The 22,556-nt window shown below is 50.1% G+C and carries 21 protein-coding genes; 7 read left to right on the forward strand and 14 right to left on the reverse strand.

Going from position 1 to position 22,556, the window contains the following annotated elements; all coding sequences use genetic code 11:
* Positions 1–117 precede the first annotated feature (117 nt).
* The 8 genes from ACZ5ZZ_RS02950 to ACZ5ZZ_RS02985 form a co-directional block, all read right to left on the reverse strand.
* Positions 118–1,302 (reverse strand): MFS transporter, encoded by a 1,185-nt coding sequence (locus ACZ5ZZ_RS02950; RefSeq protein WP_464120113.1) that lies wholly within the window; start codon positions 1,300–1,302, stop codon positions 118–120.
* A gap of 58 nt (positions 1,303–1,360) precedes the next feature.
* On the reverse strand, positions 1,361–2,137 hold the full coding sequence (locus tag ACZ5ZZ_RS02955) for a hypothetical protein (protein WP_464141169.1): 777 nt from the start codon (positions 2,135–2,137) through the stop codon (positions 1,361–1,363).
* Between the two features lie 39 nt (positions 2,138–2,176).
* Positions 2,177–3,934, reverse strand: a complete 1,758-nt coding sequence (locus ACZ5ZZ_RS02960) for a phospholipase D-like domain-containing protein (RefSeq protein ID WP_464141171.1) — start codon at positions 3,932–3,934, stop codon at positions 2,177–2,179.
* A gap of 112 nt (positions 3,935–4,046) precedes the next feature.
* Positions 4,047–4,379, reverse strand: a complete 333-nt coding sequence (locus tag ACZ5ZZ_RS02965; protein WP_464141172.1) for a hypothetical protein — start codon at positions 4,377–4,379, stop codon at positions 4,047–4,049.
* Between the two features lie 278 nt (positions 4,380–4,657).
* On the reverse strand, positions 4,658–5,131 hold the full coding sequence (locus tag ACZ5ZZ_RS02970) for an actin-binding protein (RefSeq protein ID WP_464120117.1): 474 nt from the start codon (positions 5,129–5,131) through the stop codon (positions 4,658–4,660).
* Between the two features lie 65 nt (positions 5,132–5,196).
* Positions 5,197–5,520: a DUF4286 family protein gene (locus tag ACZ5ZZ_RS02975; RefSeq protein WP_464120118.1), complete on the reverse strand. Its 324-nt coding sequence runs from the start codon at positions 5,518–5,520 to the stop codon at positions 5,197–5,199.
* Between the two features lie 8 nt (positions 5,521–5,528).
* Positions 5,529–6,866, reverse strand: coding sequence for a TldD/PmbA family protein (locus ACZ5ZZ_RS02980; RefSeq protein ID WP_464133316.1), 1,338 nt, complete (start codon positions 6,864–6,866; stop codon positions 5,529–5,531).
* Between the two features lie 11 nt (positions 6,867–6,877).
* Positions 6,878–8,302 (reverse strand): TldD/PmbA family protein, encoded by a 1,425-nt coding sequence (locus ACZ5ZZ_RS02985; RefSeq protein ID WP_464141173.1) that lies wholly within the window; start codon positions 8,300–8,302, stop codon positions 6,878–6,880.
* A gap of 235 nt (positions 8,303–8,537) precedes the next feature.
* Here ACZ5ZZ_RS02985 and ACZ5ZZ_RS02990 point away from each other — a divergent pair, with 235 nt between their 5' ends.
* The 6 genes from ACZ5ZZ_RS02990 to ACZ5ZZ_RS03015 all read left to right on the forward strand — a co-directional run bounded on the left by ACZ5ZZ_RS02990 (position 8,538) and on the right by ACZ5ZZ_RS03015 (position 17,254).
* Positions 8,538–8,774 (forward strand): hypothetical protein, encoded by a 237-nt coding sequence (locus ACZ5ZZ_RS02990; protein ID WP_464120121.1) that lies wholly within the window; start codon positions 8,538–8,540, stop codon positions 8,772–8,774.
* 60 nt (positions 8,775–8,834) lie between these two features.
* Entirely contained in the window at positions 8,835–10,004 is a 1,170-nt protein-coding gene (gene epmA, locus ACZ5ZZ_RS02995) for an EF-P lysine aminoacylase EpmA (RefSeq protein WP_464141175.1), read from the forward strand.
* Positions 10,005–10,156: 152 nt separating this feature from the next.
* The gene (locus ACZ5ZZ_RS03000; RefSeq protein ID WP_464141177.1) at positions 10,157–11,743 is read left to right on the forward strand and encodes a hypothetical protein; all 1,587 of its coding nucleotides are present in this window, start codon (positions 10,157–10,159) and stop codon (positions 11,741–11,743) included.
* A 208-nt stretch (positions 11,744–11,951) separates the two neighbouring features.
* Complete coding sequence (locus ACZ5ZZ_RS03005) at positions 11,952–15,617, forward strand: tail fiber domain-containing protein (RefSeq protein WP_464141179.1); 3,666 nt, start codon at positions 11,952–11,954, stop codon at positions 15,615–15,617.
* Positions 15,618–15,762: 145 nt separating this feature from the next.
* Positions 15,763–16,296 (forward strand): TolC family protein, encoded by a 534-nt coding sequence (locus ACZ5ZZ_RS03010; RefSeq protein WP_464141181.1) that lies wholly within the window; start codon positions 15,763–15,765, stop codon positions 16,294–16,296.
* A 1-nt stretch (position 16,297) separates the two neighbouring features.
* A complete protein-coding gene (locus tag ACZ5ZZ_RS03015) occupies positions 16,298–17,254 on the forward strand; it encodes an ABC transporter permease (protein ID WP_464141183.1) in 957 nt (318 codons plus the stop codon).
* A 30-nt stretch (positions 17,255–17,284) separates the two neighbouring features.
* Here ACZ5ZZ_RS03015 and ACZ5ZZ_RS03020 read toward each other — a convergent pair whose 3' ends face one another.
* Positions 17,285–17,857 carry a GNAT family N-acetyltransferase gene (locus tag ACZ5ZZ_RS03020; protein ID WP_464133333.1) on the reverse strand — a complete coding sequence of 191 codons (573 nt, stop codon included), beginning with the start codon at positions 17,855–17,857 and terminating at the stop codon, positions 17,285–17,287.
* A gap of 131 nt (positions 17,858–17,988) precedes the next feature.
* Here ACZ5ZZ_RS03020 and ACZ5ZZ_RS03025 point away from each other — a divergent pair, with 131 nt between their 5' ends.
* The gene (locus ACZ5ZZ_RS03025; protein WP_464120125.1) at positions 17,989–18,270 is read left to right on the forward strand and encodes a hypothetical protein; all 282 of its coding nucleotides are present in this window, start codon (positions 17,989–17,991) and stop codon (positions 18,268–18,270) included.
* A 50-nt stretch (positions 18,271–18,320) separates the two neighbouring features.
* On the opposite strand, the gene ACZ5ZZ_RS03030 is transcribed toward ACZ5ZZ_RS03025, so the two are convergent.
* The 5 genes from ACZ5ZZ_RS03030 to ACZ5ZZ_RS03050 form a co-directional block, all read right to left on the reverse strand.
* Positions 18,321–18,617: an HU family DNA-binding protein gene (locus ACZ5ZZ_RS03030; protein WP_464120126.1), complete on the reverse strand. Its 297-nt coding sequence runs from the start codon at positions 18,615–18,617 to the stop codon at positions 18,321–18,323.
* A 114-nt stretch (positions 18,618–18,731) separates the two neighbouring features.
* Complete coding sequence (locus ACZ5ZZ_RS03035; RefSeq protein WP_464141185.1) at positions 18,732–19,991, reverse strand: glycosyltransferase family 4 protein; 1,260 nt, start codon at positions 19,989–19,991, stop codon at positions 18,732–18,734.
* Between the two features lie 3 nt (positions 19,992–19,994).
* The gene (locus ACZ5ZZ_RS03040; RefSeq protein ID WP_464141187.1) at positions 19,995–21,107 is read right to left on the reverse strand and encodes a hypothetical protein; all 1,113 of its coding nucleotides are present in this window, start codon (positions 21,105–21,107) and stop codon (positions 19,995–19,997) included.
* Positions 21,095–21,556, reverse strand: coding sequence for an 8-oxo-dGTP diphosphatase MutT (mutT, locus tag ACZ5ZZ_RS03045; protein ID WP_464120129.1), 462 nt, complete (start codon positions 21,554–21,556; stop codon positions 21,095–21,097). The genes ACZ5ZZ_RS03040 and mutT overlap by 13 nt, the downstream gene beginning before the upstream one ends.
* Entirely contained in the window at positions 21,543–22,529 is a 987-nt protein-coding gene (locus tag ACZ5ZZ_RS03050) for a quinone-dependent dihydroorotate dehydrogenase (RefSeq protein WP_464141188.1), read from the reverse strand. The genes mutT and ACZ5ZZ_RS03050 overlap by 14 nt, the downstream gene beginning before the upstream one ends.
* Positions 22,530–22,556: the final 27 nt, after the last annotated feature.

Below are 22,556 nucleotides of genomic sequence, written 5' to 3' on the forward strand. Positions count from 1 at the left end.
ATAGACGCCCCGAGACTAGCACACCCCCGGCCACTTCGTCAGATAACATTTTTGCTGCGTGGCCGCGTCGTTGAAGTGTGGGGAAGAAGTGCTAATGCAAGGCGAAATGAGGTTATTTTAGGCCATTTTCGCAGAGCTTGCCCGGATTTTTTGCCCACGCATGAAGATCAGCGTGGCAATCAGGCAAAAGCCGAGGCCGCCCAGACTGACGGCAGGCCATTGACCCCAGCTCCAAAGAGCTGAGCCGATATAAGATCCGAGGCTTCCTCCGACAAAGTAGAAGAAGATATAGATCGTATTCAGTCGGGAATGGGCTTCCGGGGCAAAGTTGAAAATCCGGGATTGGTTTGAGATATGGGCCACCTGAATGCCCAGATCCAAAAGCAGAACGCCCAGGACAATTCCAATCACCACTTGAGAGGAAAGGGCCAACAAACCAAAGGCGGCCATCGCACTGTAAAGTCCCATGCGGATGGTGGCTGCAGCCCCTTTTTTGTCGGCATAGCGCCCGGCCAGAGGGGCGGCCAAAGCTCCGATCATCCCCAGTGCACCGAACAGGCCGATGGTTTTTGGTTCAAAGTTAAAAGGAGCCGCTTCCAGCAGGAAGGTCAAAGTTGTCCAGAAGGCCGAGAAGGTTCCAAACAAAATAGCACCCATGACAGCGGCTTCACGGATGGTGGGAAGTTCTCTGAATAAGCGGGCGGTGGATGCCATCAGTTCTTTGTAGGTTCCCTTAAACGTCGGCTGGGAGCGCGGCAGGACAAACTGACTGACGACGGAAAGAATCAGACTGACAGAGCCGGCAAAAATGAAAACGGTCTTCCAGCCGAAGTACTGGGCAATAAACCCCGCCAGGGTGCGCGCCATCAAAGAGCCGATCAGAATGCCGGAAAGAACGATGCCGACGACTTTCCCGCGCTCTTCAGGTTTGGCCAGATTTGCTGCAAAGGGGATCAGAATGGATTGGGACACGTTGAAGAAACCCATCACGCAACTGATCGCACAGAACACGCCCAGCGAAGGACTGAAAGGCAATGTCACCGCCAACAGACCTGCAGCCGTCATACCGCCTTGAATCAGTTTGCGGCGCTCGATCATGTCACCCATCGGCACCAGGAACAAGATGCCCAAGGCATAGCCAATCAAGGTGAAGGCCGGAACCAAAGCCACCTTGGCTTCGGTCACACCATATTCGCGCGCCAGAATTCCCAGCAGGGGCTGGTTGTAGTAAAGGTTGCCCACGACCAGAATGCAGGTCAGGGTCATAAAGAAAACTTGTGAACGCGAAAGGCCTTTTCCCATAGGCTCCTATAGGTAATTCATTTGAATCTTAGATTCAATCAATAGATATCAATGTGAATTATTGCTGGGACAGTATTGAGTCGCACTCTGATATGAGCTGTTTTACAGACTTGCCTCTGTGGCAGGCGCGGCGCAGATCGCGAATAAGCTTCATTTTGCCGCCGTCCTCTTTGAGTCGTTCGACGTGATTCGCGAAGCTGTAGAAATCAGAAATAAGTATGCCTTGAATTTCAGCTGTGATCAGAAGCTTGTCCGTGGTGCTGGCGCCATCGGGTTTTTCCTGCTGAGCTTTCAGACGATCTATCTTTGCCATAATTTTCTGTGCGGGAGCGATCAGGTGATAGATGCGACCAATATTGTCGGTGAGCAGGCGGAACTCGGGGTCTTGCAGGGCGCGAGTCCCTTCAGTGCGTAAATACCTTTCAAGATAGGCCACTCCGTCTGCTTTCAGTTGTTCTTTGTCCATGGCGCTGGCGTCGCACAGTGACGGACACAGGGGGGGCATGGAGAGCTTATCCAGTTTTCCTAGCAGACTGGACATCTGCGCGCTGGTTTCCAAGAAAGAGCGGCTGGTGTTAAAGGCGCTGCGGAAGTTTTCTTTGGAGGATTCGGGAATGAGATCGTCGGCGGTGGAGGTCTTAGAGGTTTTTATCTCGGGTGTCAGCGAGGCTTTGGCAACCGGGTAAGGTTTTTTCTGGGTCGGGGGGGCCGAAGGATTCTGCGTCAGATAATCGACGGCATAGTAGGTAATAGCCCCAAGGCCCACGAAGGCACAGGTCAACAGACCCAGCACAAAGAAGGCAAAGTATTTAAGGGAGCTACGCAGAAATCTCATAGGGTGATAATTAACAAAAACGCATCAGTCTGTCAGCTTCTATTGATCCCGCTCGCTGGGCTCACCGCCCACAGTCTCGTCCGGGGTTGGCAAGGCCTTCAAATTACGGCGGTTGGCTTCGGCCGTGACCGACCGAGCGGAGTTCTTATACAGATATCCGAACAGACCTCGGGCCTGGCGAACAATGTTGGCGTCCTTCACAATCACGATTTGCTCATTATTATTTTCGGCGTTTTCGCTGGGATTGAAAGAGGTTCCCAGAACCGCCAAAGAGTCCTCAGGGAAAATGAAAACCTTGTGATGAATTTTCGATGTGGTCTTCACAGCACTGCCATCCTCCAAACGGAAATGACGTTCCCCATAAATCGCCGGAGCGGTTCTGATTTTATTCTGCAAGTCGGTGACTCCCGCAGCGCCCAGGGCCTGCAGGATCGGGGCTTCGCCGTCGGTCAGATACTTGCCGGAAGGCAGATCTTTTTTCAGGCCGGACAGCAACAGGAAGGCACTCCACTCCCGCAGGGCAAACGGAGTGTCACCCACAGAGCGGAAATCAAAATGACCTTTTTCCTGCATGTCGCGGGTGGCGCGTTCCAACAACGCATTCTGAATCTGTTTTGAAGAAAATGCGAAGTGCACTGCTTCAATGGAGCCTTTGGTATTTTGAATCAAGGGAACATAAATGCTTTTGTTCACGTCCCCTTCGCCGCCATTCGGGGAGAAGGACAGAATGATGTAGGGCGCCTCTTCATCGGCTTTAAGTTTTTCGCCAAAAATTTTGTAACTGCCACTGATCGGGTACTGGCTTTGACCGCGGATTTTGTGTTCAAGGGTTTTTTTCAGTTCGGCCTTAGTCGCCTGAGCCGGCAAAGAACCCAGAATCAGCAAGGCGTGATTGGCATTGGGGATAGAGTACTCGGTGCGTTTTTCTTTGGGAAGATCCACCAGATCTCCTTCCGGTCCGATACAGCTTTGCGTGAAATTTCCGGACAGGAACAGGACGGCCGCCTTGGGGCCGAAGGGATCGCGCAGAATGATTTTTTGGTGGTTCAACCCGACCGAACGAACGGCCACTGTTTTAAAGGTGTCACTTTCCAAGGTCGCCAGATCATCAAAGATGGCTTTGACTTCAGGGCGGACGTTGATGGTTCCGGCATCAATACCTCCGGTGACCTTCACTCCTTTTTTGAGATGCTGGTTTTTCAAAGCTTCCGCAATGACTTTCAGGTCAAAATCAAAAACGTTGTACCAGATTTCCTGCTCTGCCCCGCGAATAAAGTCGACCACCACTTTGCGCAGATCCTCCCCGGGCAGAACACGGCTTTTTGGATCTGTTGCATCTTTCAGACGAGGATGGTTGACGAACAGGCGCATGGAGCGAAACCCGGGGGCTCCACCGGGAAGATCCATCGTCAGGGGGTGAGACGGACTTTCATAGGCGGCCAATTGAGCCGCAAAGGCCGGTGTCTGTACGACGGCTTTCAGTTGAACTTTGATTTCACTCAAAGCCTGTGCATAGGACTCCGGGGATTCTGCCTGGGAATCCTTCAGGCGGTTGACAGTCTGTTCAAGAATACGGATGTATTCGGGGTTCCTTTTCAGCAGGAAGACAAGCTGACTCTGTGTCAGTGGCTTTTTCTGCTGCAGGACAGATTCATTCAGGGCCTTGTACAGGTCTTTTTGGGTCATGGCTTTGAAGGTGACATCGAAGATGCGAGCATAGTCATAAGAGTCCGCCCAGGCCGGGGTGACCAGAAGCTGAAGGACGAACAAACTAAAGAATAATAACTTCTTAACCATCCTCTGAAAGACAGCAAGGACCCTGCCTTTTTGAGGATGGCTTATATTTGAAATGGCAGTGCAAGGGGGGTGGGGGTGAGCCCAAAACTGTCACCCTTGCCGTGAAAGGACCTTAGATCGCCAGACGGCAGGACGCTTCCATAAGGATCTCGCGGCTCCACAGAGTCCACTTGATCTCGTCTTCCTCAGTTCTTAGAACACCGTCCGCATAGGTGCGAGAGACGTTGGTTTCATAGATTTCGATATAGAACTTAGACGACCCCAGGTTGCGCACGCTGGCCTGGTAGCTTCCATAATTTCCAAAGGTCACGTTTTTACCTTCAATCGTTGACACCTTCGTGTCTACGATCACGTCGTTGTTAACCTTCAGATTGCAGAATAAATCCTGGGCTTGCGCCGCAGCTCCAGACAGCAAAACGGTCAAAGAAAGTAATAGGTGTTTCATAATAATTTCCCCCTCGAAAAACGTTCAAACATATTTATGCTCTCAGGGCGAAAGAAGAGCTGTCCACAGGTTATCGTGGAACAAGACTTGGGGCTCGACCTCTTTCTGTGTCTTGCGCCAGTATATACAGAAAGATCATTGGTCAAAACCCCCTGGCAACAGAGCCGACAGCAAGTGCGTTGGGTCTTGTGGGGAAGCGAGTGAAGGTGCCTGGATCTGAAAATAAAAAAAGGGAAGGTTTTGGCCTTCCCTTTTTAAAGTTATGAAAAGTCAGAAGACTATTTTTTCTTCGCGACTTTCTTGGTGGTTTTGCGAGCCACAGCTTTTTTAGCAGTCGCTTTCTTTGTCGTAGCAGCTTTTGCTTTAGGAGCTGCTTTTTTGGAAGAAGCTTTTTTCGTCGTTTGTTTTTTGAACAAAGTTTTTTCAAGCTTCGTTTTTTGAACGATGGCTTTTTTCTTGTAAGCCTGAATGTTCTTTTCCAGGTCATCAGCAGACTTTTTGATTTTGGAAATAGTGCTGTTCACTTCTTTTTCCAATTTTGCTTCAGAAACAGAAAGAGCTTTTACGATCTCCTGGTATTTCTTCCAGGCAAGTTCGATCTTGTCTTCTTTTTCCTGATCAAAACGGCCTTTTAGTTCCGCTTCTTTCTTTTTGATTTCGTCGCTTAGCTTTTGGAAGCTTTCAAGAAGGTTTTGGATGTTTTTGTTACCAGAAAGATTCTCAAGAATTTTTTGGAAAGCTGCAGATGCCACAACGGTCTCCTTTGTTTACATTCCCAACATACACTGCGCCCGGGGGATTTCCTAGTCCCTCAAGCCTATTTTGACGTAAAATTAATTGTTTCCAACCAGACTTCACGGTGGGCCGAGAACTGGCCCGGGAACTTCTCAAGTCCCTTTTCACGCAATCCCATTGCGTATTCAGTCATGTAAGTCTTCATCGCGTCTTCGTCTTTTAGTGTGTAGACGATCTTAACGTCTTTGCTGGAGGCTTCCATGCTGCCGCCTTTTCTCAAGCAAAGTTCGGCCTTTATGAAGCCAGGTAGAGCAAGTACTTCATTGATGTGTTCGTTTTTGAGCCACTCAACGTACTCAGTGTAAACTTCGTGTCTGACAGAGATATGAACAATATAAGTAACCATGTCGCCCCTTAAAGAGTGAATTTAAAGTCCTTGATTAGCATGCCCGGAATTTTTTTGCCACCTAAAGCGCGGCTCTCATAAGTGGAAACCTGAGGGTCAATGTCCTGGAAGTCGGTCACAGCCAGAAGGTTCGCACCTAAACAATCAAAAAGAGACTCGTCAAATCGCAGATCCGCGATCGGAGCCACGATTTCCCCGTTTTCCACCCAGAAGCAGGCATAGCGGGTCATTCCTGTAATACGGGCGTTCAGACGATCCGACCAGTTCAGATAGTGCAGGTTCGACAGATACAGACCGGTGCCCAGTTCTTTCAGGATCTCGTTCTTTTTCAGTGTGCCAGGAAGGATCTCCATCGCCCGTGGACCTTCACCAGTGTCACCGGCGTTGCTGGTGACACCATATTCTTTGGCTGAACGGCTGCTGATCAGGAAGCTTTGCAGTTGTCCTTCTTTGATTAGATCCAGTTTCTCCGGCGCCAGTTCCCCCAAAGAGTTGTACTGATGAGTCAGCCCCATGGCGAAGTTTTCACGCAAGCTGAACAAAGGTGAAAGGGTGCGCTCCTTGTCAGCCAGACGTTGCAGGGCGCTGGCCCCTTGTTTGTAGGCATTAAAACTCAAGGCTCCCCAGGCAAACATTGTGGACAGTTCCGCCACAGCCCCCGGAGCCAGATACGTGCGGTAAGCTCCCGGCTGCAGAACTTTTTTAGGACGATCCATCAGACTGAGCTGGTTTTTGGCTTGTGCCAGATTTTCCTCAAAGGCCTTCTGGTCCCAGTTGGTTCCGGCATAGATGGACTTCACGGCCTTTTCACCCAAGTAAAGGGAATAGTCCACGAAGAAGTTCTCTGTCGCGAACCAGTGACTTTGGCCTTGAGAGTTTTTATTGGCAGAAATGATCGGTCCTGCACAATAAAGCCCCGCAAGGTCGGTTCCTGCTGCCGGCGTGGTGATGGCTTTGACCACGTCTTCGTCGGTCAATAGCGCGCCTTTGAAAGTGCTGTCGCTGGTGCCGTTGTTGGTGATGGGAACCTGATACGGATCTTCAGGCAGAAGATCACATTCCTGACGGGCTTGTTCCAACCAGAAGTCCGCGCGTTTTTTGTCTTCATCCGCTTCACCAGTGATGGAAAAAGTGATGTTGGCGGTTTTTTTATTCTTTTGCAGTTGCAGACTTAAAGAGCGCTGCTCGACGTGGGTGTTCTGACGGACTTTGTTGCCGTTGAAACGAACGAACAGGGATTCTTCGGCATGAAGATTCACCAAAGCCTGCTCATTGGATTTTAGATTTCCCAGAAGATGGTCCGCCACGGCGTTGAAGGCAAGTTTTGTTTTTTCAGTAAAATTCATGGGCGACTCCTCTAGGCTCCGAAGACTTCAACGTTAGAGAACAGGCAATAAGGATTGGTGTGACCCACGCGAATGACCTGATTTGGTTCACCTTTTCCGCAGAACGGAGATCCAAAGGTCTCACGCACTTCGCTGACGGCTTTCAGGCTGTTCCAGAACTTCACAGTCGTGCCGCGATAGTTTGGGTTTTTCACAGTCTTGGTCAGCTGACCGTTTTCGATCAACTTCCCGTATTCGCAGCCGAACTGGAATTTGTTGCGATAGTCATCAATGGACCAGGATTTGTTAGCTTGCATGAACACGCCACGTTCAACGGAAGCAATCATGTCTTCCAGCTTGGAAGTGCCGGGCTCCAGATTGATATTCGCCATGCGATCAATCGGCGCACGATTCCAAGAAGATGAGCGGAAGTTGGCAACACCCGGCAGGTTCAGACGGGATTGGGATTCAAGCCCTCCCAGGCCGCGGACTAGCAAACCATCGTGAATCAAAAACTCTTTGGTTGCTTTGTGACCGGAATCATCAAAGGCGTAAGAAGCCATGGCATCGGACACCGTCGGATCGAAAGTCACGTTCATCAGCTTGGAACCGTATTGAAGTTTTCCGAAGTCTTCAGGCTTTACGAAGCTCCAGCCGGCATAGTTTCTTTCATCGCCCAGGATACGATCGTATTCCAGTGGGTGCCCGATGGATTCATGCACCTGCAAAGTCATCTGGTCTGGTGCCAGCAGCAAGTCCATGGACGTATCCGGGCAGTTTTCAGCAGAAAGCAGTTCGACAGCTTCATCGGCCAGCTTCTTGGAGCGGTCGATAATAGAAGCGCGATCAAAGACCTCCGCACCGATTTGCAGACAGCGGGCCAGACCGCCACTGTCGGAGCGGGTTTGCATTTCACCCCCGGCTCCAGCCGTGGCCGAGAAGTCCGTGCTGACAATGGAAAAACGCTGTTCAAAGTCTGAACCACTGGAAGTCACAGTGTGGAAGTGGGTTTCTACAATCATGGCCGTAGCTGAACGACTGACGATCTTGTCAGACACCTTCATGGCACGAGTGGCATCAACGAAGATGTCAGAAATTTCCTTGGCCGAGAAGGAATCCAGAGGTTTTACCACCGGAGAGCTGTATTTGCCTTCAGCCATCGGGCGGTGTTCGGCACTGAAAGAATGAACCTTGTGCAAGGCGGCTGCTTTGGCGATGGAAACGGCCTTGTGCAAAGCGCGCTTGATACCGTTTTCACTGAGGTCACTGGTGCCAGCAAAGCCGAAGTGTCCGTCCACAAGAACCTCGACCATGATCCCTTGATCGAACGAGATGTGATTGCGATCGGGTTTTTCATCGCGCACGGTGCGGAAGGTGGTTTTTTCAGTCACGTGACGCAAACTGATCCAGTCGGCCGCCCCTTTCAGGGAGTTCATGGTTCTTTCAAGGTGAAGCATCCACAGTCCTTTTTTGAATAGTTAAATGGAATTAAGCACTTCCATAGCGGAAGAGGGGGCAAAAAACAACCTTTCAAGGCGCGGAATGAAAAGTCTCGTGGGTTGGTACTCTGGGGGCGAGGGTGGCAAAAGGGGTCAAAATGTTCTGGCAAGGCATTTGCTTTATATAAAACCAAGGAGGTTGCTGGTGCCATAAGGAACCGGCTTACAGCCAAACAAGGGGAGGGGAAAGATTATGAGAGTACTTCTAGCAGCGTTAGCAACAGGTTTCATGATGATGGTTGTGCACCTCAATGCTCAGGCGGCAACCTTGGAAACTCCCAGCTGTCAGATGCAAAGTGAAGGTCTTTTCGACGGAGCTTGGGTGAAGCACCGTATCGTAGTGAACGAAGATGTCGTTTATGGCGCCAATGACCTGGATTCGATCTTGTCCCAGCTTGATTCCTTGCGCGATCAGGGCCTTTGCCGCTAAAGTGGCAGGGCTTTGAATCGAAATGAATACCTAACCCAGATTTGGTCTCCCTATCCTGCAATGCCCGACAATGCTCAGGCCGCCGGGCGCATTTATCAAATCGAGCGGGAAGACGGTGGATTAAAGCTGACCCTTCACCGCGACTCAAAGACACATAAAATTCTATTTGAAAAAGCACCGCCTTATTCCGAACACCTGATTGAAGGTGACTTGGTCGCCGTGATTTCTGCGCAAGAGCTGATCTTGTTGGCGCCGCAACGCCAGGTGCTGCCGAATCGGTCCTGGAACAAAGAAATGACGATGCGGTGGGGGCTTTATTTGAAAGCTCTACGGGCCTTTTTTGTCGACCAGGGTTTCGTGGAATTAAAAACTCCAAGCCTTGTTGTGTGCCCCGGAACGGAGCCGAGTTTGGATGTGTTTTCAACCGAACTGAAAGTGGGCTCTAAAAAACAAAAATTGTTTTTGCCGACAAGTCCTGAACTGCACTTGAAAAAGGCCCTGGCTTTGGGGGCTGAGAAAATCTTTGAGCTGGCGCCGTGTTTTCGTAACGGCGAAGTGACGGAACGCCATCAGCCCGAGTTCCTGATGCTGGAATGGTATCGGGCTTATGCGAACCTGAAACTCATCAAAGAAGACATGATTTCGCTAGTGCAGGTGTTGGCGAAAGTTCTGGGCGTTTCCGCTCCCACAACCGTGCGCTCGTTTACGGTGGCCGAGCTATTTAAAATTCACTGCGGTTTTGAACTGAAACCAGAGACCTCCAAAGACGAACTGAAGGCGCTGGCTGAAAAATGCGGTGTTGATGTTCGCAGCGCCGAAAGTATCGATGATTATTTCTTTTTGATCTTCATGGATAAAATCGAAACCCAGCTTCCTGCGGATGAATTGATTTTCGTGGAAAAATATCCTCCCTATCAGGCCGCGTTGGCAAGGCTGACAGCAGATGGCTGGGGGGATCGCTTTGAGGCCTACTGGAAGGGCCTTGAACTTTGCAATGCCTTTCATGAGCTGAATGATCCTATGGTTCAACGATTGCGTTCTGAAGAGGATCTTGAAAAGAAAGTGTTGATGGGTAAAGAGGCCGTCGCTTTGGACGAGGAGTTTTTCCAGTGTCTTGAGGCTGGACTTCCGCCCAGTGGTGGGATTGCTTTGGGTGTGGAACGTCTTTTCATGGCTTTGACCGATGTCCAGAACATCTCAGACCTTCGTTTGTTTTCTCAACAAAACTAAGTTCACTTTTATTATATCTTGAAAACTTCAGTCTAGTTCGGAGTCCAAAGGACTCCCATTCTTTATTGTTCCTTGTCAGTCTTTCAGAGCGAATAAAGCTAATGTGAAATTATCTTTAAATAAAGACTCATTTAGAGTGAAAGGACAAGCGAATGTTATTTAAAAGCTCTCGAGTAAGAGTGGTGGCTGGAATGGTGACTGCGGTGACTGGAACAGCACTTTTGATTTCTGCATGCAGTGGCGGAGGTTCCTCAGACAGTCCTTCGGACAGCGCCGCCCTTGTGATCAGCGGTGGATTTTCCGGCGTAAGTTTGCAGTCCTTGAAAAAGCCCATGGCGAAAAACGGCGACTTCACGACATTTGCGGCCACTGACTACACAGTGATTTGCGCCATGATGGTTGAACCCTTCACCGCAGGTCACAGCGCGCTGTCGGATGATGGCAGTTTCTCATTGTCCATCACGGGCGGTGCCGGACAGCCCATTGGATGTATGGTGGTTAAATCCGGAAAGCGTGTAGCAGACTTTGAATTCACGGCCGCCGAAGCCGGGATGACTGGGGCCACAGGTGGATCCGGTCTTGCCGTCAACCAAGGGGCAACGGCCATTCAGCTTCCAACAGATCTGTCTATCACGGATGCGAAGGTGTCTGTTCCCGTGGCAAACATCACTCAAAATTCATCGGTTGCTCCGGCAGTTGTCTGGGATGATCCGACGGGGACTTGGAGCATCACGGGCGCTTGTGAAACGTCCTTAAATCAAAACGGGATTCCGGTGACCAGCTGTAACGGGGCACAAGGCGCAGATGACATTCCAACCTCCGTTTATCTGAAACAGTTGCAAGCCACAAAAGATGGCGCAACAAAAACGGGCTTGTCAGTTTGGAAAGACGCGGCGGCTCGCCTGGCTTGTGGTGACAAAGAAGGTATCACCTTGGATGGTGGCTGGACGGCGACGGGTGGCTGGGCTGGTGCGATGACTGGTGGCGTGTCGATGGATATCAGCAACACCAACAAGCTGGGGACCTTGGCGACGAAAGCTAAAGTCAGAATGCATCCCGATCATCAAAACAATATGACGGCGGTGTGTGGAAAAACGACGAAGACAGGCGGCGGCGCAATTGTTTCTGGCACCACACTTTGCAGTGAAGTTGATTTCACTGGTGGTGGCTGGGGCATGGGTGAAGATGCCTGTAAACTTTATTGCGTGATGGGCGCTTTGAGCAGCGGGGGCGACAATCCTGACTTTGATTGGGGTGCGGCGACTTGTAAAAAACGCTACAGAGTCTTCTGGGAAAACAACAATGAACTGGCATCAGATAAGGACTATCAAGGACCGGGTTCGGATGCAGGTGTGTTCGCTAGCGGAACGTGTTCTGACACGTCCTTTGACGGTTGCCGTGATTCCGTTTCCGGCAAAGTGTTGTTCCAGATGGAAAAAGCCCAGGACCAGTTCATGCTGGGGGAATTGTTCATCATCGGTAACGTAGGGACTGTGATGGAAAATCATCATTTTAACTCCACATTCCCAAATGCAGATCGCACAGGCACAATCACTTGCGGTGGTACTTACATCGACAAGATGACCTTGACGCAAACAAGTTCTACAACAGCGTCTGTGACTGTTGAAAACAACTTTGTGGCGGATCTTTCCAATCCAGCAGAGTGCGCGACCAACGAACACTTTGCTAAAAACGCCAATGAAGAGCGCAGCATGACTTTGAAGCTGGTCAAACAATAGTCCAGCTTTACTTTTAGAGGATAAAGTGAAAAAACCCCGAGGAAATCCTCGGGGTTTTTTTGTTGAAAAGCCTGCAGCCAGAGCCTGTCTTATATAGAGACAGTTCCCGGAAAAACTGACGTACAACCACGGAACAGTTCGTCCAAATACGAATTAATATTGCGAAACTTTATTAACGCCATCCGGGAATGTCGCCGAAAAGTACTATATGAGAACACATATAACGGCACGTATTTGGTATATGGCTGTGATCCTCCTGCTTTTTTCAGATCTGGCAGGGGCCACTCCGACAACATTGAATTATCAGGGGCGTATTCTGCGACCCGACGGAACGGCGTTGGAATATAACAACGTCAGCTTTGCATTTGAAATTACAAATGCCAGTGGATCTTGTGTCTTTTACCGTGAACAACGTGATGGCGTGAACATGCAGGGATCCAAAGGGGTCTTTGATATTGCGATCGGCGAAGGCAGCAAGCTGTTTCCGACGGCCAGCACGTACAGTCTGCGTGACGTTTTTAACAATTCCATCGCGCACAGTTGCAGCGGTGTTGCCACTCCTTACACTCCGGCCCATGACGAAGTCCGGGTTCTACGGGTTCAGTTTCATGACGGAACCGGGTGGAAGGCAATCACCCCCAACAACATCATCCGGGCCGTGCCCTTTGCAAACTATGCTTACTCGTCTTCACGAATCGGTGACAAGCTGCCGACAGACTTTGTTCTGAAGAATGAAGTGACCTCGTGTATGGCGGGTCAGTATCTGACGTTCGATGGGACCAACTTCCTTTGCCAGAATGATGCCGGCGGAGCGGGAATGGTTTCAGATTTGAATGTGACAGGCCCCTACCTTGTGAAAAGCGGAACGGCCTCTATTCCCACCATCTCGGCTGTCATCGGGAACTCGGCGGGTACCCTGGCTGCGGGCAATGACAATCGATTTTTGAATGCCGAAAAGATCCATGGGGTCAGCGTGAGTGCGACGGCGCCAACTGCGGGACAGGTTTTGAAACTGGACGGCTCCAGCACCTGGGTGCCAGCGACCCTGACATCTGCTGATATTGCCGGATTGGATACGGCGATGGGCAATAAACTTTCTTCCTCCGTGTTGCCATCGGCCGCTTGTACGGCAGGGCAGGCCGTGGTGTTTGTGACTCCGGCCAACAAATTTGAATGTCAGACTTTAACAATCACCGAAACTCAGATATCCGGCTCGATTTCAGGGGCCAAAATTTCTGGGGATATTGCTGGTAAAGCCAGTGGCATCACCGGGGTGCTGCCGGTTGCTCAGGGAGGTACCGGCAGTGGGACGGCACTTAATAACAACCGGATTATGATTTCCAACGCCGGGAAAATTGTTGAAGCCCCAGCTTTGACAGACGGGCAGATTCTGATTGGTAAAACAGGGGATGTTCCGCAAGCGGCGCTGATAAGTGCCGGCAGTGGTGTCAGTATTAATAACGGTCCCGGAGGTATTACGATCAGTGCCACGGGAACTGGCGGGACGATCACCTCAGTCAATCCGGGCACCGGTCTTTCAGGGGGCGGCTCTTCCGGAGCAGTCACGTTGAATTTAGCTAACACCTCCGTTGTGGCGGGAACTTACGGGACTGCGACAAAAGTTCCGCAGTTTGCGGTGGATGCACAAGGTCGTTTGACGGCGGTTACAGAGGTGACTATTGCCGGTGTTGCTCCTGCGGGAACTGCAGGTGGTGATCTGGACGGGACCTATCCCAATCCCGATGTGGTGAAGCTGCGTGGAAAAGCGATTTCAGCCACGGCACCCACAGCCGCAGGACAGTTGCTTCGCTATGATGGCACTCAGTATGTACCGAATTTCTTGAGTCTTGCTGACATTCGCTCGACTGTGACTCCGGGAAATACGATCTTCCCTGGTTCATCCTGTGCAGCGGATAAAACTTTGACCTGGTCTTCGCTGACAGATTCATTCACGTGTCAGAACATCTCCATTACGGAATCCAATATCTCCGGTTCGATTGCTTCGGCTAAAGTGAACTTTGGGTCGCAGTCAGCAAAGACTTTCTTTGCCGCACCATCGGGTGCCAGTGGAGCTCCGACGTTTAGAACTATTGCGGCGGCAGATCTTCCTGCGGGTGGATATGACAGCACGTACTTAAAACAGGGCGGCAACGCCTTCGGAGCGACTGCCAATATTGGAACGACCGATGCACAAAATCTGCAGTTTGTAACAGGTGGAACCGCTCGCATGGCCTTGACAACAACAGGACGCCTGGGAGTTGGCACAACGGCTCCCGCTTCGGGTTTGACTTTGGTCAATGATGGTGTCGGGGATGCCAACGATGATCTTGGTATTTTCACGTATTCAACCACCAACACTCCGGCCCTCATCATGAACAGATCGTATGGCACTGCTGCCGCCCCGGCCGTGATGCCGGCGGGAAGCTTGGTGGGTTCTATTCAATCACGAGCTTATAACGGGGTCGGTTTTGCCGAGGCCGCGGGTGTACGTACTTATACCGAAACCGTTTGGGACAGTGCCACGCCAAGCACGATTAACGGCGCTTTAAGTGTTGTCACGATGACCGCAGGCACTTCGACGGAAAAGCTTCGTGTGACTTCGGAGGGATTTGTCGGCATCGGTGTTTCTGCTCCGACCAAGAACCTTCATATTCAAAGGGATCAGGCTTCCGATACAGCACTGCTAATTAAAAACTCCAGCGCTGGTGATAATGCCACGGCGGCGGTGGATTTGGAAACTGATGGCAGTGGTGTGCAATTGATCAGTTATGGGACCGGAGTGACCGGCAACTGGGGGGGAGGCACGATTCCCAAGGCGGACTCGGTCATGCTTCGAAGTTATACAACAAATCCAGCAGCGAACTTTGGGGTGGGGACCGGCAGTGCTCATCCAGTGCACTTTGTGACCAGTGATATTCCTCGAATGACGGTTGCTGCTACGGGAAATGTCGGGGTGAATATGACAACTCCGATCAGCAAATTCACCGTTGCTGATTTGTACGTGGGTGGAACTGATATGACGGGGTTGGGAATTGCTGTCTATGGTGCTGGAAATGATCTCGGTGGTTTGACACTGTGGGATCGCGATGAGGATCCGGCAACATTAAATGATGGCGATACGACGCTTTACTTTGGTGATGACATTCAGGACAGTCTTCGCTTTGCTTACAAACAAAGCGGCTCAGCGATGTCAGAAAAAATGCGTTTGACCAGTTCGGGCTATCTGGGGATTGGCACCAACAATCCCATAGGTCATCTGCATGTTTCTTCCAACGCGCAATACACATCGATCGTCAATGCCAACACGGCCGCGGGTGGTCAGCAGTGGAAGTGGCTGTCTTCGTCCACGGCGGCTCCTCTAGGAGCGAACGCCATGTGTTTTGCCATTGGTGTTTGTTATTTCAATTTGTACACAACCGGAAATGCGACCTTGGCTGGAACCTTGACTCAGTCCTCAGACATTCGCTTTAAAAAAGACATCGTCGACATTGACGGAGCTTTGAATGACATTCTGAACCTGCGGGGAGTGACTTATTACTGGAAAGACGAAGAGAAAGACCAAAGCAAGCAGATGGGTTTGATTGCACAGGAAGTCGAAAAGGTCTTCCCCGAGGTTGTTGAAACTGATGCCAGTGGTTACAAATCCGTGGCCTATCAGAACCTGGTGGCGCCGCTGATTGAGGCGCTCAAGGAGCTTCATGCGAAATGGCTGGGGGATTCCCTGGAAATTCGCAGTGAACTTTCGACACAAAAGCGTGAGATAGCCTCTTTGAAAGAGGAAAACGAACGTCTTAAAAAGAAAGTCGAAGAGATTACGATCATTAAAAAGTCTCTATGCAGCAAGGATGCGAGTCTTGCGTTCTGCCAAGAGTAAAAGTAAGGCCCCCGATATATCTTAGATTCTGGACCTTCGACGCACAGAAGGTCCTTCCCTGTTTCGTCATCACTTATTGATTATTCTAAGACAGTTGACTGACTCTTTGGCGAGAGTTGCAATAAAGTCTGTGAGATTTAGAGTGATGAAAAAGAATATAGTTTTCCTGATTCTGACTTTCTCTTGTGGCCCGGTCGGGGCAGCGACCTATTCGTTTGCCGACTGTGTGGAAGTTCTAAAAAAGAATAATACGGAATTGATTGCTGCTGAACAAAATCTGCAAGCGGTGCAATCCCAAATGCGGGCGTTGTACGGCGCTTATCTGCCTCAGATCTCGGCCAACCTGGGATACCAAAAAGGTGAAACCGACAATCTGGAAAATGAAGGCTATTCTGCCAACTTGAACGCCGCTCAAAATATCTTTAATGGTTTTTCTGACAGTGCCCGGATTTCTGAAGCCGAAGGCAAGGTCATAGTGACCGAGGCGAATCTGCGCACAGTAAAAGCAAAACTGAGTTATGACTTGAAAACCATTTTTGCCAGTGTGGTGTATGCACAGGATTCTTTGAAGCTTGCCAAAAATATCCTAAAACGTCGCGCAGACAATCTGAATCTGGTCGGGCTGCGCTTTCAGGGGGGGCGAGGAATCCGGGGTTCGCATCCGCATAACTCTGGATGACGTGGCCACAATCAAAGAGCAAATACCGGCAATTAAAGAGGTGTCGCCCACGTCTTCGGGACGGGGGCAGGTGACTTATTTAAATAGAAACTGGAACACCTCCGTGATGGGCGTGGCACCTGCTTATGAACAGATGCGTGCCAGCACACCGATGTATGGAAGATTTTTTTCGGAAGAGGAAAATCAGCGACGTGCCCTGGTGGCGGTCATTGGAACAACGGTAGCGCGAGAGCTGTTTGGTGAAAAATCCCCGATCGGAGAAATGATCAAAATCAACAAGGTCAACTTCCGGGTGATCGGTGTCCTTCCGGAAAAAGGCGCAGCCGGTCCGCAGGATCAGGATGATCGTATCATAGTGCCTGTCATATCGGCGATGTATCGCTTGTACGGAAAAAACTATGTGGACTCAGTCGACATTGAAGTGCGTGACGCTCAGGAGATTCCGGATGTGCAGGACTCCCTGTCGACACTTATGAACAAGCGTCATCGTGTGCCGGTTTCGGCCCAAGGGGATGCCTTTAATATTTTCAACATGGCCGATATTCAACAGGCCCTGAACTCCACCAGTCAGACCATGTCAATGTTGCTGGCATCCATCGCTGCGATATCTTTGGTGGTCGGTGGTATCGGGATCATGAACATCATGCTAGTGTCGGTGACGGAAAGAACCAAAGAAATCGGTCTGCGCAAAGCCATCGGCGCCCGTCGTCGCGATATTTTGCTGCAATTCCTGGCCGAATCCATCGTCGTCAGTGTCTGTGGCGGCCTTCTGGGAATCGCGTTGGGTGTGGGGTTTTCTCTGTTCATTGCCAAAGTCGTCGGATGGACCACGGTGGTTTCTCCATCCTCCGTGTTGCTGTCCTTCGGGTTCTCAGCCCTGATCGGAATTATCTTCGGCAGTTATCCTGCCTCGAAAGCTTCCAAGTTGCATCCCATCGAAGCCCTAAGATACGAGTGAATATAAAAGGTGCCTGGTTGTTTTTTCTGGCTACACTGTGTTGTTTTGCTTGAGCCAGTCGTTTTTTAAAAGACCGTACACGACGAGATCAGTGTATTCGCCATTCTTTAAAATCTGCTGCTTGAGATAGCCCTCTTTTTCCATTCCGGCTTTGATCATGACTTTGCCGGAAGCTGGGTTGTGGGCCATATGACAAGATGTGATTTTGTTCAGTCCCAAAGATTCAAAGCCATAGCGAATGGCGGCGCGTGTGGCCTCTGTGCAATAACCTTTGCCCCAGTGCTCTTCGCCAACCCAATAGCCGACTTCGGAGCGATGATGATTTTTACTGCTCATCAGACTGATGCTGCCGATAAGTTCGTTGGTGCTTTTGAGTGTGATGGCCCAGTCGGCGCCGTGGCCGTTTTTGAAAGTTTCCAGATGACGGGCAATCCAGTCCTCGGCGGCTCCGTCAGGGTAGGGGTGAGGAATGGCCAACGTGGTGGCGGCGATTCTGGGTGAGCCGGCCTGACGTTGAATTTCTTTGGCGTCGTTCAGTGAAAAGGCCCTCAGAACAAGACGTTCAGTCTGTAAAGTCGGGATGATCAGATCGGATGTGTTCATAGCGCCTCCGTAGAGGGATGATCGCATGGTTTTTCGGGTGAAAAAAAGACAAAAAGGGAATCTTGACTGTTTTATTTGCGGGGCCTCCGTTAGAAAGGGGCCTCTTTTTAAATTCTAACGGAGGTTCCAATATGAAAGGTCTTTTGATTGCTGCTTTGGTGTTTGTTTCTGCTCCTGCATTTGCCGGGAAAATGAAAGAGATCTACACGATGACCAACGAAAGCGTTTATGAAGTTTTGGGTTTTGATGAAGGAATCGCCGCGATCGAAGGTCATAAATTTGTGAGCGTCGCCGGGGCTGATCTGGCTGTGCAAACCACTGTTCGTGTTTACGATGGCAAGACTTATACTTGCGTGACGACGTTTGTGGACTCTGAGTACTTCTATCAAGTGAATTATACGACTTGTAAGTAAGCTGCTTCATTCGCAGAAAATAAAAAAGGGAGCTTTGAAGCTCCCTTTTTTTATTCTTTGCCGTCGTCCGGGCCGCCGTTGATATCCTCTTTCAACTCTTTGCCGACTTTGAAGAACGGCAATTTCTTTTCATCAACATTGATGATTTCACCTGTGCGGGGATTACGCCCCTTATAGGCACCATACTGACGGTTCACAAAGGAACCAAAACCACGGATTTCGATACGGTCATCGCGCATCAAAGCTTCAACCATAGAATCAAAAATGGTGTTCACAACGGTTTCTGCTTTTACACGGGTGATACCCGCTTTTTCAGAGATCAAATTAATCAAATCCGCTTTTGTCATGTTCTCGCGTCCTTCAGAACTTCCAAGATCTCAACTGACCTACTTAAAGTATTGATAACACTCTCGATTATACAGAAGAGCCGGGGGCTGACTACCACTTTTCAATGATTTAACTCAATGCTTCTTATACAAGCCCGTATTGAGCAGGATTTTACGATAAGCATCAAGGACTGACTGGACCATTTTCTGGGTGTCAAACAGGTCAACAACCTTCTGGCGGGCTCTTTCGCCGATTTCTTCGGCGGGCATCGTCCCGGAAAAGATCTCAACCAGTAAATTACTCATAGAGTCGACGTCGGCAGGTCTAAGAAGGAAGCCATCGCGGCCATCTTCGATGATATTGGCAATTGGGGACACTTCCGAACCTAAAACGACCTTTTTCTGAGCCATAGCTTCTAAGGTGGAGGGCTCAAACCCAGTTGTACGAGAGCCCATATTAACGAAGACATCACCTAAAACAATGTAATCTTCCAGTTCCCCCGTCGGAACCGCGCCGGTCATGATCACGCGGTTGCCCAGGGCCAGGTTCAGCACTTGATACTCGATCTCTTTAAATTTAGGCCCATTGCCAACAAGTAAAAGGTAACTGCCTGGTTTTTTGATGGCGACTTTTTCGAAAGCCCGCAACAACGGAATGACCTCTTGAACTTCGGTCATGTCGGTGATGGAAACAGCGACATGGGCGTTTTCAGGAATGCCCAGTTTTTTTCTCAGTTCCAGGGATTTTTCTTTCGGATTTAAGTCACCCAGTTCAATCCCGTAAGGCACCGTGTAGGTGTGGAAATCCGGATAAAGATAATATCTCTCCAGAATGATCCTTTGCTGGGGATTGGTGACGAAAATTCCGTCGGCGGTAGAAAGCAACTGACGGTCGCCACCATAGTAGGTGGTCAAAAACTTATAGGCTGTCGCAATTCCGGTGGTCAGCATACTGCCCAGGGTTTCCTGCTTCATCGCCAGAATGGCAAAAAGCTGGGACATCTGAGTCGCTTCGACATCGTAAGCCATCGCCACTTTGAATTTTTTTTTGCGAGTCCCGACGCGGTAACCGGACTTGTCGATGCTATGAAGAATGTGAAATGGATCTTCCTTGTGAAGTTGTGCGAACTTCTGGCGAACCGCCATTTGAAAACTTAAATGGGACAGATTCTTTTCACCCTCGAACAGATAATGAACTTTCACACCATCGCGAAGCACTTCCGGCTTTTTCATGGCAGAGCTGGCCGCCAGAACTGTGACCTTGTGTCCTTCGCGAGCCAGACCCTTGGCAATTGGCCACAAAAAACCATGATCGGTCGCACGACTGAGAATCGGAAAGCGATGGGATGTCAGGCAGATATTGAGGGTTTCCGGCAGACGGGACTTTTTGACCATGTCCTATCTTAGATGATTCAAGGCCTTGTTGTACAGACGATTGAGTTCATTCATGGAAGAGTCGATCAGATGGCGGTCTTCAGCCAGCTTTTCAGACAGGGATTCTGGAAGTTTCAGATGGCTTTTGGCCAAAAGTTTGATGAGGTCTTTTTGCAACTGTCCTTGGTTAAGAACCCAGCAGTTCACCGTGTTTTTCCAAAGGTCGGAATGCACACTGGTCTGACGCGAGTCCAGTATCAAAACAGCCTGAGACTGAATCGCCCGCAGATAGTATTCCGTCATTTCCACCGGAGTAAACTGCTGGCCTGCGAGCATCAAAGCCGTGCTTTTTTGAAGCAGATTTTGAGTCAGCGAAGCAGACAGAGGTCCAGTTAACAGCCAGCGATCCCCGCATTGGAACTCTTCCATCCAGGCAGCGAATCGTTTGCGATCACGCAGCGACCAGTGAGAATACGTTCCCCACAAAGCCACTTTATATTTTTGTGCAACCGTGCGCAGGCGGATGAAGCTTTCAGATTCCGGATTGAAACGAGGTTCATTGAAAGGAATCACCACATAAGGCTTTTGTGCCAGGGTTTTCAGTAAATGCAGTTCGCTGCTTTCGACGGCTTCTTCGGAGGGAGGAGTCGCCTTCAAATCCAGAACCGGCGGTAAAATTCCGCGACCCTGGCGGTTGGAGCGAACATCCAGTCCACGCAACAACCCCAGTGCTTCCACGGTGGGGCAGGTGATGATGTCACTTTCTTCGATCAGATAGCGAACCGGATTTCTGCGGCTCAGGCCTTTGCGGATATTCAGAAGGGACGTCGTTAAAACACAAGTCGGATGGGATTTGGCGAAGGTTGAAAGTACCATCTGCGCGGGGCTCATGCGGTCTTCATCCAAAAGGACATGCAGGATTTGCGGTTGCAGGCCGAACAATCCCGGGATGATGCGAATACCTTCCAGGAAACTCCATTTTTTGAAATAACCCATGAACTCGATACCGCTGGTGTCGCGGGGAGTTTCACCGTAACTGGTCAGCAGAATCACTTCATGTTGTTGCGCCTTGAGAGCTTGTGCAAGCTGCCAGGAAGTCGCATTCACATGTTTGCTCACCAGTATTATTTTCGCCATTCAAGTCCTAAAGCTTTGTAGATCTTGTGCAAGATCTTGCGGTTGGCTTCCGGAATATTGCGGTGTTTGAGTTCTTCCGGATGAATCCATTCCAGCATCATGTGATGCTTGGCACGGGGTTCGCCTTTCCAATATAGGATTTCATAGAATAATATGAGAATCCCTACATCTCCGTAGGAATGAGTGCAAGCCAGCTTCAGTTCACCTACTTCGGCTTCAATGCCCAGCTCTTCGTTTAATTCGCGAGCCAAAGCTTCTTCCGGGGTTTCACCGGTTTCAATTTTGCCACCAGGGAATTCCCACTGGCCAGCCAGGGAGTTGTTCTCAGGACGTTGACCGACAAGAATCTTGCCGTCTTTGCGCAAAAAACCAGCCACCACAGGAATCCAATGACCCTTGCGGATTTTTGATTTCTTAGGTTTTGTCTCCACTGCGCTATCGCCCGTCATTATACCTTCTTGCTACGTTATGGAAGAAACCTGGTCCATGGAACACAAGTGCAGAATAAATTTGAACAAGATCGGCGCCCATTTGCAATCTTTCAAAGACATCTTCTGGGCTCATAATGCCCCCAACGCTGACTAAAAGCAGGCCTTCACGTTTTTTGCCTAAAGTTTGAACAGCCACTTCGAGGGCACGCTTGGAGAGATTCTTTAAAGGAGCTCCCGACAAGCCCCCTTCGGCAGGAAAGTGGCAGCCTTCGGGGCGGGACAGAGTGGTGTTTGTCAGCACAAAGCCATCAACACCCAGTTCCTGACAGTTGCTTACGGCTTCAGCCAGGCCCTCATCACCCATGTCCGGCGACAGTTTTACCAGAACGGGTGTGGGCTCAAAGTGAGAGACGCGTTCCACAATCGGAGAAATCAAAGCGCGCAGATTCTCTTTTTTCTGAAGATCTCGCAGGCCGGCCGTATTGGGGCTGGAGATATTCACAACAAAGGCATCTGCAAACGGACGGAATTGGTCCACCAAGGTCAGATAGTCATTCACCGCACTGTTGTTGGGGGTGTGACGATTTTTTCCGATATTTACAAAGATAGGGGTGCGATAGTTTGGCGCATAGGAGGCCAGATTATAAAACACCTCTTCCGCACCATGACTGGGAAACCCCATCTTATTCCACATGGCCTGAAGATTCAGATCGCGGTCCATGATTTTACCTGGATTCGGTGTCTGTGCTCGGGGAGTGACGGTGCCGACTTCCACGAAACCACAGCCCAGGGCCCACCAGTCTTTCAGATGCTCCGCATTTTTATCAACGCCACCGGCAATGCCCACGGGGTTGGGGAAGTAAAGATCCCGCCACGTAAAGCTTTTCCAGTGCGGGATTTTTTTGCCATGAAGAAGTGCGTAGGCAGGTAAGGCCAGCGAGCTCAGGTCGTGAGCCCACTGGGGTGGTAAAAGAAGCCAGGGTTTTTTCATGAAATCCAGTCCCACATCCTGCCCCAA

This window comes from Bdellovibrio sp. HM001 (assembly GCF_055397275.1).